This is a genomic window from Aureimonas sp. N4, from assembly GCF_001463925.1.
Lineage (GTDB): Bacteria > Pseudomonadota > Alphaproteobacteria > Rhizobiales > Rhizobiaceae > Aureimonas > Aureimonas ureilytica_A.
The window spans coordinates 62523-75889 of record NZ_BBWS01000023.1; the positions used below are offsets into that span (position 1 = coordinate 62523).

A 13367-nucleotide genomic window follows, 5' to 3' on the forward strand; every position below is an offset into this window, starting at 1 on the left:
ATCATCGTCCCCTTCGGCTTTCCATCGTCGATCGAAAGGTCTCGCCCCATGTCCCGTCGCGGATGGGTTCTCGCCGCGGTCATCATCGTTCTGATGCTCGGCACCTACGCCCTTGGACTGACCGACTACCTCAACATCGAGACAGTGAAGGCGCGGCGCGAGGAGCTTCTGTCCTACGTGGAAGCGCGGCCGGTCCTCTCGGGAGCTGCCTTCTTCGCCGCCTATGTCGCGATCACGGCGCTGTCGCTGCCCGCGGCGTCCGTCATGACGCTGCTCGGAGGCTTTCTCTTCGGCACTCTGGTCGGCGGGACCCTCGCCGTGGTCTCCGCCACGGTCGGCGCGACCATCCTTTTCCTGGTCGCGCGCTCGTCGCTCGGCGGCGCGTTGCGCGCGCGGGCCGGCCCCCTGGCCGAGCGGGTCTCGGAGAACTTCCGCCGGAACGCCTTCGAGTACCTGCTCTTCATGCGGCTCGTGCCGCTGTTTCCCTTCTTCGCCGTCAACATCGCGCCTGCCCTCCTGGGCGTCGGATTGCGGACCTACGTCCTTGCGACCCTTCTCGGCATCGTTCCCGGCACGTTCGTCTACGCGCATCTCGGCCGTGAGCTCGGTACCATCTCGAGCCTCTCGGATCTCGTGTCGGCCGACGTCCTGATGGCGTTCACGCTGCTCGGCCTCGTGGCGCTCCTTCCCGTCGCCTACCGGAAATGGAAGTCGGGCCGCTCGGGGACCGCCACGCTGGTCGCGCTCGTCGCCGTGGGTCTGACATTCGCCAGCGGGGCGATCGAGGCTCGCGCGGCCGACGCATCGTACGAGCGCTTTGCGACGGCGTATGGCGGACTGTTGAGCGCCCACGTCCGTCCGGCCCGCAGGAACGGCATAGCCTACGCGGGTGTCGACTATGGGTCGTGGCGCAGGGACGCGCGGCATGCCGAGGCCCTGGCGGCCCTGTTGGCGTCCGATCCGAATTCCGTCGTTGGCCGGCAGGAGAGGCTCGCCTACTGGATCAACGCCTACAACTTCCTGACGGTCGATCTCATCACCCGGGAGAATGAGACGCGCTCGATCAAGAACCTCGGCGGCTTGCTGGCCAGCCCCTGGAAGCGCTTCCGCTGGCCGATCGGCGGTCGGGAGATGAGTCTCGACGACATTGAGCACGGGACCATCCGCAAGCTCGGCGAACCGAGGATCCACTTCGCCGTCAACTGTGCGGCGATCTCCTGTCCGGACCTGCGCGCCGAACCCTACGTCGCCGGGAACCTCGATGCGCAGCTCGCCGACCAGGTGGACAGGACCTTCGCCAATCCCGCCAAGGGCTACTCTGCCGACGGCACCGCCGTTCGCGTCAGCAAGGTCATGGACTGGTATCGAAAGGACTTCGACGGGGGCAACGTGGCCGGCTGGATCCGGGCGAACGCCCCCGTAGAGTTGCCGGAGGGCGCGCGGATCGCGTTCCTGGCCTATGACTGGACGCTCAACGCCCTTTGACGGGACCGGCAAGCCGCCATGTTCGACCATCGCATCATCCCGCTCCAGAACCGCGTCCTCGTCCCCATGGCACGGGTGCTCGCGAAGCGAGGCGTGCGGGCCGACGCGCTGTCGTGGACGGGGTTCGGGCTCGGCGTCGTGGCCTTCGGTCTCATCTGCGCCAACTGGTACCTCGCCGGCCTTCTGGCGATCGCGGCCAACAGACTGGTCGATGGCCTCGACGGGAGCGTCGCGCGCGCGACGCTCCCGACGGACCGGGGCGCGTTTCTGGACATCGTCCTCGACTTCGCCTTCTACACGCTCGTGCCGCTTGCCTTCGCCCTCGCGGACCCCGACGCGAATGCCCTGCCGGCCGCCGTGCTCATCGCCAGCTTCGTCGGAACGGGAACCAGCTTCCTCGCCTTCTCGCTCATCGCCGAGCGCCGGGGCCTGCGGTCCGCTAAGTTCCCGGCGAAGGGCATCTATTACGTCGGGGCGCTCGCTGAGGGCGCTGAGACGATCGCGGTCTTCGTCGCCATGTGCCTTGTGCCGACCTACTTCCCGGCGATCGCCTACGGCTACGCCGCTCTGTGCGCGATCACCACGGCCCTCCGGTTGAGGCTCGGCATGGCAATGCTTCGGGACGGGTAACGGACCGCGATCCCGTATGGCTCCCGTTTGGGCGACAAGAACAGGATTCCCAACATGCCGCAGACCCCTTCCGTCATCGTCTTCGACGTCAACGAAACGTTGCTCGACATCACCGTGCTCGAGCCCCTGTTCGCACGGCTCTTCAGCGACGCATCGGTCATGCGGCAGTGGTTCGCCGAACTGATCCTCCAGTCCGAGGCGCTGACGCTCGCCGGACTGTACGTCCGCTTCGACGAACTGGCCTCGGGAGTCCTGCGAATGGTCGCCGAGACCCGGCAGGTCTCCATCCAGGCGAGCGACGTCGAGGAGTTGGGCGCCCTTCTGCGGGCCATGCCGGCGCATCCGGACGCGGCACCCGCGCTCGAGGCGCTCAAGCAGGCCGGGTTCCGGCTCGTCACGCTGACGAACTCGCCCCCGTCCGCGGCCCCGAGCCCGCTCGAGCAGGCGGGCCTCGCCTCGTTCTTCGACCGGAGCTACAGCGTCGATCAGGTCCGCAGGTTCAAGCCGGCGCCCGAGACCTACCGAATGGTGGCGGATGGTGAAGGCGTGTCGCCGGCCGATCTCTGCCTCGTCGCCTGCCATGTCTGGGACACCGTCGGCGCTCAGGCCGCCGGGTGCTTTGCCGGACTGGTCGAACGGCCCGGAAACGCAGCGCTGCGTGCCGAGGGCGTCCCGTTCCCGGATGTCGTCGCCCCGAACCTTCATCACCTCGCGGCCGAGATCGTTCACCGTTGGGGACGGTCAGCACCCATTGGATAGCCGACACCGTGCCGCGTTGATCGACAGGCCCAGATGGTTTCGGAATCGTCTGCTTTCAGAGAGTCATCCTCTTGCGAGGGACGCAACGTCTCTTTCTGTTGTAGCGCGAACGGTTTAGGGCTAGCGCAGGATGGTTTCGCTCGGCGGTCGAGCCGGATCGGAAGCGAGCGAAGGCATGCCACAGCCCCTCGAACCTGAGGTCATGGATCATCCAGCCCAAAGTGCGACGATGATGGAGCGGTTGGCCGGTCTCGACTGGTCCGCGACGCCGCTCGGCGGACGGGCCGGCTGGCCACAAAGCCTTCGCACGACCGTCGACATCATGATGGGCTCCGGGCACGCGATGTGTCTCGCCTGGGGGCCAGAGCGCACGTTCCTCTACAACGATGCCTACGCGCCGTTCCTCGGAGCCCGGCATCCGTCAGCGCTCGGCAAACCGTTCGCTGACGTGTGGCCGGAGATCTGGGACGACATCGGCCCGCTGGTCAGCCGTGTCTTCGGCGGCGAGACGACGTCCTTCCGGGCCATGCCACTCGTCATGACGCGCAACGGCTACGCCGAGGACACGTGGTGGGACTTTTCCTACTCGCCTGTCCGTGACGAGGCCGGGACGGTCGCCGGGCTCCTGAACGTCGCGGCCGACGCGACGCCGCGCATCCTCGCCGAGCTTGAGCGTGCCGCGGCGACTGAGAAGTTGCGCCTCAGCGAGGCCGTCGCGCAGGAGAACATCCAGCGCGTCCAGCTTGCCTTGGGAGCCGGTGCCATCATCGGCACCTGGTTCTGGGACATCGTGGCCGATCGCTTCACCGTCGACGAACCCTTCGCCAAAGCTTTCGGGCTCGACCCGACCTTGGGCCGCGAGGGCATCCCGCTCGCGCAGATCGTCGAGACCGTGCACCCGGACGACCAGGCGGGCCTCGCCGACGCGATCAACGAGGCGGTTGCCCGCGGTGGCGCCTATGCGCATCAGTACCGCGTGCGACGCCTCGACGGGAACTACTACTGGCTGGAGGCCAACGGGCGCGTCGACCATGCGCCGGACGGCACGCCGATCAGCTTCCCCGGCGTTCTCATCGACATCGAGGATCGGCGGGCCGCCGGTCTCGAGCGCGACCGGATGGTGGCGGCGCTCGCCACCAGCGAAGCACGGTTTCGGGCCCTGTTCGAGAACATCGACGCCGGGTTCTGCATCAGCGAGGTGAAGTTCGACGAAGCGGGGCATCCGGTCGACCACCGCGTGATCGAGGCCAATCCTGCCTTCGAGCGCCACACCGGCTTGTCGGATGCTGTCGGACGCTATGCCAGCGAGGTCGCCCCCGGCATCGAGCAGCACTGGCACGATGCCTACGGGCACGTCGCCAAGACCGGCGAGCCCATCCGCTTCGAGGGCGAGGCCAAGCCCCTTGGGCGTTGGTACGACGCGCATCTCTTCCCCGTCGGTGGCGGCCGGGTCGCCATGCTGATCGCCGACACCACGGCGCGCCGCGAGGCGGAAGGAGCGCTGGCCCGCAGCGAAGCGAAGTGGCGCAACGTCTTCGAGACGCTGCACGAAGGGTTCATCCTGGGTGAGGTGATCCGGGATACGGCGGGCCGCGTCGTCGACTGGCGCTACGAGGCGGTGAACGATGCATGGCATGACCTCGTCGGCGTGCCGCGGGGTACGGCGACGGGGCGCACCATCCGAGAGGTGTTTCCCGGCATCGAGGATGCCTGGGTCGACGAGTTCGCCAGCGTCGTCGAAACGGGCAAGGCGGCGCGTTTTACCCGCCGGGTCGGCACGATCGACCGCTGGTACGACGGCGTCGCGCAGCCGATCGGCGGCGACCGCTTCACGGTGTTCTTCATCGAGGTCACGGAGCGCATCAAGCGCGATCGGAGGCAGGCGACGCTCCTGACGCTGGCGGACGAGCTGCGCGGGCGGTCGGACCTCGAGACGATCATCACGGCGGCCGCGCGCTGCCTGGCCGACGGTCTCGAGGTCGACCGCGTCGGCTCGGGCATCGTGAACCTGCGCGAGGATACGATCGACGTTCACTCCGAATGGGCCGAGCCCGGGATGCCCAGCGTCGTCGGTCGGCATGCCTTCTCGTCCTACGGTTCCTACATCGCCGACCTCAGACGCGGGGAGCTTGTCGCCGTCGACGACGTCGGCTCGGATCCGCGTACGAGCAGTCGAGAGGCGGGCTTTGCGGCGATCCGAACCCGCTCGTTCCTGGACCTTCCCATCAGCTTCGATGGTCGCCTCTACGCGGTGGTCTTCGCCCACGCGCGCGATTTTCACTTGTGGACGGACGGCGAGCGTCAGTTCGTGGAGCAGGTCGGAGACCGGGTTCGTGTGGCCCTGACCCGCCAGAGGATGGAAGACGCGCAGCGCGTCCTGACCCAGGAGATGGCGCACCGCATGAAGAACTCGCTCGCCATGGTGCAGGCGATAGCGACGCAGACGCTTCGGCAGGCCCAGACGATGGACGAGGCGCGGGAGGCGATCTCGAGCCGCCTTGCGGCACTCGCCCGGGCGCAGGACATCCTGACGCGCTCGAACTTCACCGAAGCCGACGTCCACGAGGTCATCGACGCGGCGATCGCTCCGCATCGCCTGGCCGGCGACCGGATCGCGATGGCCGGGCCCCATGCCGAGCTGTCGGCGCAGCGGGCGCTCGGTCTCAGCCTCGCCATCCACGAGCTCGCGACGAACGCGGCGAAGTATGGGGCGCTGTCGAACGAGACGGGTCGCGTCGCCATGACCTGGGAGGCCGCGAATGGTACGTTCGAGTTCCGATGGATCGAAAGCGGCGGTCCGCCGGTTATCCCGCCGGAACGTCGCGGGTTCGGCTCGAAGCTGATCGAGCGCATCGTTGCCAGCTACTTCGACGGCGAGGGACACATCGACTTCGACCCTGCCGGTATCCGTTTCACCCTGACGGGGGCGCTGGAGCAGCCCGTGGTCACATCGAACGCTTGAACCAGACACCATGGCCCAGTCCTTCGATCCCGCCCGTTACGCCGTCCTGATCGTGGAAGACGACGCGCTCGTGCGCGCCGAGGCCGTGGACCTGTGCGAGGAGGCGGGCTTCACGACCTACGAGGCGAAGAACGCCGATCAGGCCATCCGCCTTCTGGAGCGCCATTCCGACATCCGCGTCCTCTTCACCGACGTCGAGATGCCCGGCACGATGGACGGGCTGAAGCTCGCCCGGGCCGTGCGTGACCGCTGGCCGCCGGTCGCGATCATCGTCACGTCCGGCCGCCTGAAGGTCGAGGCGACGGACATGCCGGAGAACGGACTGTTCTTCGCCAAGCCCTATCCGCCACGCGGCATTATCAAGGCGCTGAACGAGATCGCGGCGCAGATCCAGAACTGAGGCGTTTCGGCACGCTCGTTACCGTGGGGTTCAGGAAGCAGGCCTCGGGCGAATCTGAAAGGCCCCTGGGGTGTCCTGCGGTCGACGCAGTTCGAGAGAAGGTGCGCAGCGGACAAAAGGATAACGCCGCTCGTGGAGGAGCCCGCCGCCTCCGGCAGGCGGGCCCCTACGAGCTACTGAGCCTTGATCATCGTCATGACGAGCTTGTCATCGACGCGGGCCGGGCCATCCTCCTTGGCACCCAGCGTGTACTCGAACACGCCCTTCTTCATGCCGCCGTCCTCGGCGTGAACCATCAGCATCAGCATGTCGCCGGGCTTCACGTCCTCCGTCAGGATCGCCGCGACGTCGTTCGTGGTGCCGGCCCGGATCGGGGCATGCCCGACAACCGGACCCGGCTTCATCGCGGCGTCCGTGCGGTGAATGACGAGCCAGCCGTTCTTCGCGGCCATGACGGTGTCAGCGCTGACAATGCCGTTCGAGACATCCTGATCGATGGCCTTCACACCCTGCATGGCCTGCTGGGCAAAGGCGGACGACGCCGCGAGGCTCAGCGTTCCGACGATGAAGATCGCGCTCTTCTTCATATCCGACTCCCGTGTTCGGTTTCCAAACACAGAAGATACGAGGGAGCGTCGGCACAGGCTTCGGCGATCACCACCACGTGACCGGCGATGACGAGGCGACCGATATGTCGATCGTCCGCTTTCGGGATGGATGCAACATTCCTCCAAGCGACCGACTCGGGTCGAAAGCAGCGGTTCAGCGCGGTCGCGCGTCGGCGACGATCCGACTGACGGTAGGCTGCGACACCCCGTAGAGCCGCGCCATGTCCGCCGCCGTTCGCCGGCCCGACACGACGCTCTCGACGATCTCGCGACGTTGGGCCGCGGTGAGCTTCGGGCGCCGCCCGCCGACGCGTCCTTCGGCCCGCGCCTGACGGAGGCCGGCCGAGGTTCGTTCGCGGATCATCGATCGCTCGAACTCGGCGAAAGCCGCGACCATGTGCATGAGCATCCGCCCCGGGGCCGTTGTCGTGTCGATGGCCTCGGTGAGGCTGCGGAACCCGGCCCCGGCGGCCTCGACGCGCTCCATGATCGTCAAGGCATCGCGGAGGGATCGCGACAAGCGGTCGAGCTTCCAGACCACGAGCGTGTCGCCCGGCCGCAGGTGGTCGAGCAGTCGTTGGAGTTCCGGGCGGTCCCAGCGCCCGCCGGAGGCGACCTCCTCGAACACGCGCCCGCAACCGGCGTCGCGCAGCGCGCGGGCCTGGGCAGCGGTCGACTGGTCGTCGGCGGTGGAGACACGGGCGTAGCCAAGGAGCATAGTGACGGAGCCTTTTGCAAACGGCCGTTTCCGCATGCGATCGGCAGGGTGCGGTCGCGTCGGGCGTTCGGCCTTTCACAATCCTCTTTCGCTGGCGGCGCATACCGCAAGGGGTTTCCGAGAGGCGCGACGGCAGGCCGGGTGGGCCGTTGTCCAGCCCCGGCACGGGGCCGCAGCGCAGCGGAGCAGGCGGAGGGGCGCCGCGCCCTTCAACAGGCGCCGAAGGTGCCCCGGAGCCTGTGTGTCAACGTCGCGGTCGGGCGGGTAGGATCAGTTCACGATCCGCAGACGCGGACGTGCCGGGCGGTCGTCGTCAAGCGGACCGTAGAAGCGTCCGAAGACCTCGTTGCCGACGCGGCTCATGTCGACGAGTTCCGCCGGACGGAAACCAAGGTCCGTAATGTGCGACCGCAGGATGGAGGGGAGCACCGTCGGGCGGTCGGCCGCGAAGTCGAGGCTCGCCGGCTCGCGGACGCGCCATCCTCTCGTGCTGATCTGGGTCCAGAGATACCGCTCTTGGTTGGACGAGACGGCCCCGGCCGCCTTCGCAGCCAGCAGGAGAGATTGCATCGAGACGCGCCACTCCGGCTTGAGGGCGGCGAGGAGTTCAAGGGTCACCTTCCGCCCGCGGAAGACCTCCCGCATCTCGTCCGGGGGCAGCAGGAACGCCGAAGCGAACTTGTTCGCCTCGTCCTCCATCTCCGGCGTCGGGAAGCGGTGCATTACCAAGTGGCCGAGTTCGTGGGCGAGCGTGAAACGAAGGCGATCCGCCGGATGGTCCCGGTTGAGGAGGATGATCGGCGGCCGGCCCGGCGCCGCGAACGTCACGCCGCTGACGGAGGCTCCCTGAAAGTCGGACTCGCCGACGATCACGCCGGCGCGTTCGGCAAGCCGGGTCAGGTTCTTGACGGGCCCGCCCGGCATCTTCCAGTACGCACGAACGAGCGACGCGATCCGCTCCACGGAGCCGTACTGCTCCACGTCGAGGACGGGCAACTGACTGACGGGTTCGAACTCCACACTCTCAAGAAAGGTGCGCAGGTGGAACAGTCGGACATTCAGTTCGGCCGTGATCATGTCGACGTCACGGCGGGTGAGTTCCGACTTCTTGCCGCGGAACATCGTGTGGACGCTGACAGGGGGGCCGTACACGGTGTCGGTGATCGAGAAGAACTCGCGCGGGAGGTCGAACGCCCGCGCGACGCCCGAACGCATGTCGTCGTCCGGGTCGATGAGGTCGTTCTCGATCCGAGAGAAGACCGCCTGGGCAACGCCCAGACGGTCGGCGGCGGACTGCTGAGTCAGTCCCCGCAGGTGGCGCGCCAAGCGCACCAGGTCACCGAAAGTGGCCATTTCATTCTTTCCTGTCGGCCTTCTTCGGGCCGACCTTCGGCTTCACCATGGGCATGTCGTCGTCGTCCGGGGCGGGCGTCAACGGCAAGGGGATCACCGTCCCCGTCGCGGAGTCGGCGTCGTCACCGATCTCGTAAAACCATAGAAGACGGTTCCCGTCGCGTGCGACGACGAGGACCTTCTCGATCTCGTTGCCGATCACGTTCGTCTCATACAGCACCTCCACCTTCACCGCTTCGGATGGCATGCCCGGGAGGTCTTGCTGGGGATCGACGAAGGCCAGCGACGCCTGCGTCTGAATGTTCCGGCCGAGATGGGACTCGTCGCCCTTCTTGAAGCGCAGGAGCACCTTGTCGTCGAAGCAGAACTTCACGGTCTGCGTCTCGTGCAGCACGCGGACGCCGGGGACGCCGACGAATGTTGACGAGGCGCGGCGGGCGACCGCGTCGAAGATGTCATTCGTGACAGTGCGAGGGTAGAGGCGAGGACCGAGATCGTTCTCCCGTCGATACTGATCGACGGCTTGTACCTCGGCGAAGCCGTCGAGGATGGCACCCCGGATCTTGGAGTGGTGAGGTTCGAGCGTTGCTCGGACGGTATGCTCTGGATCGTGGTCCATGGCTGTTCCCGTTGTCGACTGGCGGGGAAGGTAACGCCAAGATTTGCAAAATCAAGATTTTTTATTCAGTTCCTATTCGGGATGGGATTGGCTGGGACGGAAGTCTCCAGACGTTGGTCACCTGGCGTTCACCTGATTCCTTGACCGAAATCGAACCGTCGATGCGGTACGCAACCGTCACGAGCAACAACGTGACGGTGGACCGATGCGGGCGATCGATCTCTTCTGCGGTGCCGGGGGCATGTCCCTCGGTCTGACACGGGCTGGCTTCCAGATCGTCCAGGGGTACGACGCGAACGAGAAGGCCCTGAAGGTCCACGGCGCGAACCTCCGCCGGCCGCTCGATCGGCTGTTCAAGCGCGACCGCCACCGGAAGGCAGACCTTGCGGACCTCCTGACGATGGCGCCCACCATTGCCGCTCTGGAGCCCGACATCATCGTCGGCGGCCCGCCGTGCCAGGACTTCTCCTCGGCCGGCAAGCGTCAGGAGGGACGCAACGCGTCCCTGACGCTCGGCTTCGCCGTGGCGATCATCACCGCGAGGCCGGCGTGGTTCGTCATGGAGAACGTTCCCCGCGCGCGGAAGACGAAGACGTACGCGAAGGCGCGCGCACTGTTCGTGAAGGCGGGCTACGGGCTGACGGAGGTCGTCCTCGACGGCAGCCGCTACGGCACCCCGCAGATGCGCAAACGGTTCTTCGCGATCGGGCGCCTCGGGGAGGCCGACGGCTTCCTCGCGTCGGCCATCGCCGAGTCTGCCTCCCCCCGCCGCATGTCGGTCCGTGATGCCCTGGGCGACGACGTGGGCGTTCACCCGGGCGGCGAACACCCGCCGGAGGCCCGCGCCTTCTTCATGCGTCCCTACACAGGGCATTCGGGCGTCCGGTCGATCGACCTCCCGTGCCCGACGCTCCTGCGCAGCGCGCACGAGGGGCCGCAGAACTGGTACCAAGACCACGAACGCGACATGGCGCCGTCAGCACTCGTCGACCCGCTGCCGATAGATGTCCTTTCTCGTATCCAGGGCTTCCCCGCGGACTGGGACTGGCTCGACATCCCGGCGACCAGGCAGAGGATGTTGATGATCGCCAACGCGGTCCCCCCTCCGTTGGCGGAGGCGGTCGGGCGGGTAATCCTCGCCCGCGAACGGGGCGAGTCGATCCCGACGACGGAGAAGGCATACGACGCCTGGCTCCAGAAAGGCCCGAGAGGACTCGCCGGGCAGTCCCTCCGGAACCGGCGGCTGCACCTGAAGCAGGCGCGCAAGCTGTTGGGCGGCCGAATCCTCGCCGACCTCGACGCCGAGCTGGCGCTCCTGGAGCGCGCGGAAGGTTTCACGACGCTGTCGACGAACGCGAAGTCGGACCTGCGGCGCGCATTGCGCTCGCATGCCAAGTGGCGCGCGGAGGTTGCCGCGAAGCGCAAGGCTCGGGCCGAGGCAAGGCTTGAGAAGCTGCGCACGCCTGTCCCACGCCGCCCGCTCGGCGCGCCTGTCCGCGTTCCGGCGTCGGCGACATTCCTCGAAGCGGCCGAGTAGGGCCCGGGTCGCCGAACCCCACCCGGTCCTTCGGACCAGCTCCACCCCTCCCCGCGGGGAGGGGTTCACGCCCCTCGCAGGGGCGTCGCCGGGTTCGTGCGGCTCGCGACGGCTGCGCCGTCACTCCGCGCCCGCGACGCTGACACGGTGCTTCTTGATCTTGAGCGGCCGCACCTGCATCGGTCCCTTGGCCTCGAGGTAGGGCGACAGGTCCAAATCCTTGGGCAGGGGCATGGCCGCCAGCACCTCGACCTCGTCGGGGCGCAGGCGCTTCGAGCCATAGGAGTCCTCGACCGATTGCGGGACGTGCCCGGTCTGGAGACTGGACGTCCGAGGATCGATCTTGGCTATGCGGAGGAAGTCCTTGGCGGTGTGGCGCGAGGAGTGGAAGACAGCCGAAAGGCGGCTGTGCAACCCGCAGGCCCGAAGGCGCGCCCCCTGCCGCTTGGACGCGGTGTCCGCCGGGTCCGTGATCTCGTGATGCAGGTGCGGGAACACCCAGTCGGAATCCTTGCGCGCCTTGGCGTATCTGATGAAGCCGACGTCCGTCAGGGCTTGGTGCAGGGCGAACAGGCGGCGGCTCCCCTCGTTCTTGACCCTACGCTCCTCTTCCGTGCCCCGGACGATCAGGTAGCGGGAGAGGTCGGCAGCCCAGAGGCCCGGCTGCACCTCCACGAGGTCGCCCCCCTGTAGGTAGGCAAGCTCGCCGATCCGGGCGCCGGTCAGCGTCCCTAGCAGGGGGAGCCAGTAGTCGTCGGGCCGCTTCTCACGGACGGCACTCGCGAACCAGCGGTTCAGGTCCGCCACCGCGAACGGCTCGCGCACCACGGCCTTGGGGGCATGCCTCGGCGCCTTGACGCGCACGTCGGCGAAGGGGTTGCGAAGGGTCAGGTCCATCGCCAGCCACCCGAACGCCCCGGCGACGGCTTGGCAGTAGGTCTGAATGGTCGTTTCGGATCGGCAAGGCGGAACCGCTTGGCCGCCGGCTCGCGCCGCTGCCACCTTCGCGACGACCTCGGCGGCGGTGCAGTCGCGGTAGGCCGGGAGCTTCATCCAGTTGGTCGGGAGGTCCGCCAAGCTTTCCGCGAACGTGCGCAGGTCGCGGGGGACGTAGTCGGCCAACGGCTTGTCCCCGACGATGGAGACGAACTCCTTGAGCTTGCTCCGCAGGCCGTTGACGTAGGAGGCACCCCGGCCGTCCTTGGCGACGGACCCGACGTACCGTTCCATGCACTCACTGAGCAGCGGCGAAGAGGGGAGGTCCGGCGGCACGGCAGCGGGGACGACCGTCCGGGGCGCTGCCAGCGCCCGGTCCAAGAAACTCTCGCTCGTCGCCCGCTCGGACACCCACGCCGCATCGTCCAGCGCCATCGCCACGCCGATGCCGTCGAGCCGCTTCCGAACCGATGCGAGCGCCTTGCGCTTCGCCTCGTGGCCATGAGCGGCCTCGCGGTGATGCGCCGCCAGCGCCCGCGACGCGGGGTCGTCGTGCATCTCGTAGTCCGCGGCAGACCGCTCCGATGCCGCCTTGAGGCCAGCCCATCGCCCCTCGCGCTCGACTGCAGCGAGTTCGGCCGCGAGTGCGCCAAGGCTTCGGTTCAGGGTGTCGCGATCGGCCATGCCTGCGTCCAGAAGTGCGTGACAGTGGGCCGCGAGCGTAACCGCCCGACGTTGCGCTTCCGTTGCCGTCAGGAGCCCAAGGGGGACGCGGATCGGCGTCCGGCCCAAGGATTCGACGTGGGCAACAGGGACTCGAAGCTGGAAACGCCAGCCGCTTGGCCGCCGGGAAAGGTACACGTTGGGTTCCGCCCTGGGTACACGGCTGGGTACAGCCGGGGTTCAGGCGAGAATTTCCTCAACGATTACAATGGGTTGTTGTGGCGGAGAGGATGGGATTCGAACCCACGATACCATCTCTGGTATACTCCCTTAGCAGGGGAGCGCCTTCGACCACTCGGCCACCTCTCCGGTAAGCCCGCAGTAAAGGATGGAGGGCGCGGGATCAAGAGGGTGCGGTGGAAAAGCGCGTGTGCCTCCTGTGTCGGTTCAGCGTCCGGCAAGCTGCGACTCGACGGGCCGCCTTTTCGACCGTCGATGGGCGCAGGGCGTGAGGAAGGGGCGATAGATCCATCCAGCTGGGGAAGCCGGATGGACTTCTCGTATGCTGGCCGGTTCCGCCCAAGCGGAATGTCGCGGCCAAGCGGTGCGCTCGCAGCCGTCGGATGATACTTCACCAGCTCATGGTTCTAAAACAGCGCGGCGACGCATCCGGCTTCGAACTGAATCGCGATCCTTG

Annotated in this window: 11 protein-coding genes and 1 tRNA gene; 6 read left to right on the plus strand and 6 right to left on the minus strand. The window is 67.4% G+C overall.

Annotated features, from left to right (window positions below; translation table 11 throughout):
• Positions 1-48 precede the first annotated feature (48 nt).
• The 5 genes from AUL28_RS22990 (at position 49) to AUL28_RS07665 (ending at position 6236) form a co-directional block, all read left to right on the plus strand.
• Complete coding sequence (locus AUL28_RS22990) at positions 49-1485, plus strand: DUF547 domain-containing protein (protein ID WP_082656024.1); 1437 nt, start codon at positions 49-51, stop codon at positions 1483-1485.
• A gap of 18 nt (positions 1486-1503) precedes the next feature.
• The gene (locus tag AUL28_RS07650; RefSeq protein WP_062231390.1) at positions 1504-2115 is read left to right on the plus strand and encodes a CDP-alcohol phosphatidyltransferase family protein; all 612 of its coding nucleotides are present in this window, start codon (positions 1504-1506) and stop codon (positions 2113-2115) included.
• Between the two features lie 54 nt (positions 2116-2169).
• On the plus strand, positions 2170-2874 hold the full coding sequence (locus tag AUL28_RS07655) for a haloacid dehalogenase type II (protein WP_062224352.1): 705 nt from the start codon (positions 2170-2172) through the stop codon (positions 2872-2874).
• A 175-nt stretch (positions 2875-3049) separates the two neighbouring features.
• Positions 3050-5836, plus strand: a complete 2787-nt coding sequence (locus tag AUL28_RS07660) for a PAS domain-containing protein (protein WP_156419926.1) — start codon at positions 3050-3052, stop codon at positions 5834-5836.
• A gap of 10 nt (positions 5837-5846) precedes the next feature.
• Complete coding sequence (locus AUL28_RS07665) at positions 5847-6236, plus strand: response regulator (RefSeq protein WP_062224348.1); 390 nt, start codon at positions 5847-5849, stop codon at positions 6234-6236.
• A gap of 173 nt (positions 6237-6409) precedes the next feature.
• Here AUL28_RS07665 and AUL28_RS07670 read toward each other — a convergent pair whose 3' ends face one another.
• The 4 genes from AUL28_RS07670 to AUL28_RS07685 all read right to left on the minus strand — a co-directional run bounded on the left by AUL28_RS07670 (position 6410) and on the right by AUL28_RS07685 (position 9534).
• The gene (locus AUL28_RS07670) at positions 6410-6823 is read right to left on the minus strand and encodes a DUF7282 domain-containing protein (RefSeq protein WP_062231394.1); all 414 of its coding nucleotides are present in this window, start codon (positions 6821-6823) and stop codon (positions 6410-6412) included.
• A 175-nt stretch (positions 6824-6998) separates the two neighbouring features.
• Positions 6999-7562: a recombinase family protein gene (locus AUL28_RS07675; RefSeq protein WP_156419927.1), complete on the minus strand. Its 564-nt coding sequence runs from the start codon at positions 7560-7562 to the stop codon at positions 6999-7001.
• 270 nt (positions 7563-7832) lie between these two features.
• Positions 7833-8915 (minus strand): helix-turn-helix domain-containing protein, encoded by a 1083-nt coding sequence (locus AUL28_RS07680; protein WP_062231399.1) that lies wholly within the window; start codon positions 8913-8915, stop codon positions 7833-7835.
• A 1-nt stretch (position 8916) separates the two neighbouring features.
• Positions 8917-9534: a hypothetical protein gene (locus tag AUL28_RS07685; RefSeq protein ID WP_062231401.1), complete on the minus strand. Its 618-nt coding sequence runs from the start codon at positions 9532-9534 to the stop codon at positions 8917-8919.
• Positions 9535-9739: 205 nt separating this feature from the next.
• Between AUL28_RS07685 and AUL28_RS07690 the strand changes: the two genes are divergently transcribed.
• Positions 9740-11071, plus strand: a complete 1332-nt coding sequence (locus tag AUL28_RS07690) for a DNA cytosine methyltransferase (protein ID WP_062231403.1) — start codon at positions 9740-9742, stop codon at positions 11069-11071.
• A 120-nt stretch (positions 11072-11191) separates the two neighbouring features.
• On the opposite strand, the gene AUL28_RS07695 is transcribed toward AUL28_RS07690, so the two are convergent.
• Both AUL28_RS07695 and AUL28_RS07700 read right to left on the minus strand, forming a co-directional pair.
• Complete coding sequence (locus tag AUL28_RS07695) at positions 11192-12691, minus strand: hypothetical protein (RefSeq protein ID WP_062231405.1); 1500 nt, start codon at positions 12689-12691, stop codon at positions 11192-11194.
• Positions 12692-12949: 258 nt separating this feature from the next.
• Positions 12950-13039 (minus strand) — tRNA-Ser (locus AUL28_RS07700).
• Between the last annotated feature and the right edge of the window lie 328 nt (positions 13040-13367).

Excerpts from the sequence above, each read along its gene's own strand:
- AUL28_RS07655 (WP_062224352.1), top strand. The coding sequence starts at position 2,170 with ATGCCGCAGACCCCTTCCGTCATCGTCTTCGACGTCAACGAAACGTTG.
- AUL28_RS07650 (WP_062231390.1), top strand. The coding sequence starts at position 1,504 with ATGTTCGACCATCGCATCATCCCGCTCCAGAACCGCGTCCTCGTCCCC.
- AUL28_RS07660 (WP_156419926.1), top strand. The coding sequence starts at position 3,050 with ATGCCACAGCCCCTCGAACCTGAGGTCATGGATCATCCAGCCCAAAGT.
- AUL28_RS07680 (WP_062231399.1), bottom strand. The coding sequence starts at position 8,915 with ATGGCCACTTTCGGTGACCTGGTGCGCTTGGCGCGCCACCTGCGGGGA.
- AUL28_RS07665 (WP_062224348.1), top strand. The coding sequence starts at position 5,847 with ATGGCCCAGTCCTTCGATCCCGCCCGTTACGCCGTCCTGATCGTGGAA.
- AUL28_RS07675 (WP_156419927.1), bottom strand. The coding sequence starts at position 7,562 with ATGCTCCTTGGCTACGCCCGTGTCTCCACCGCCGACGACCAGTCGACC.
- AUL28_RS22990 (WP_082656024.1), top strand. The coding sequence starts at position 49 with ATGTCCCGTCGCGGATGGGTTCTCGCCGCGGTCATCATCGTTCTGATG.
- AUL28_RS07685 (WP_062231401.1), bottom strand. The coding sequence starts at position 9,534 with ATGGACCACGATCCAGAGCATACCGTCCGAGCAACGCTCGAACCTCAC.
- AUL28_RS07690 (WP_062231403.1), top strand. The coding sequence starts at position 9,740 with ATGCGGGCGATCGATCTCTTCTGCGGTGCCGGGGGCATGTCCCTCGGT.
- AUL28_RS07670 (WP_062231394.1), bottom strand. The coding sequence starts at position 6,823 with ATGAAGAAGAGCGCGATCTTCATCGTCGGAACGCTGAGCCTCGCGGCG.
- AUL28_RS07695 (WP_062231405.1), bottom strand. The coding sequence starts at position 12,691 with ATGGCCGATCGCGACACCCTGAACCGAAGCCTTGGCGCACTCGCGGCC.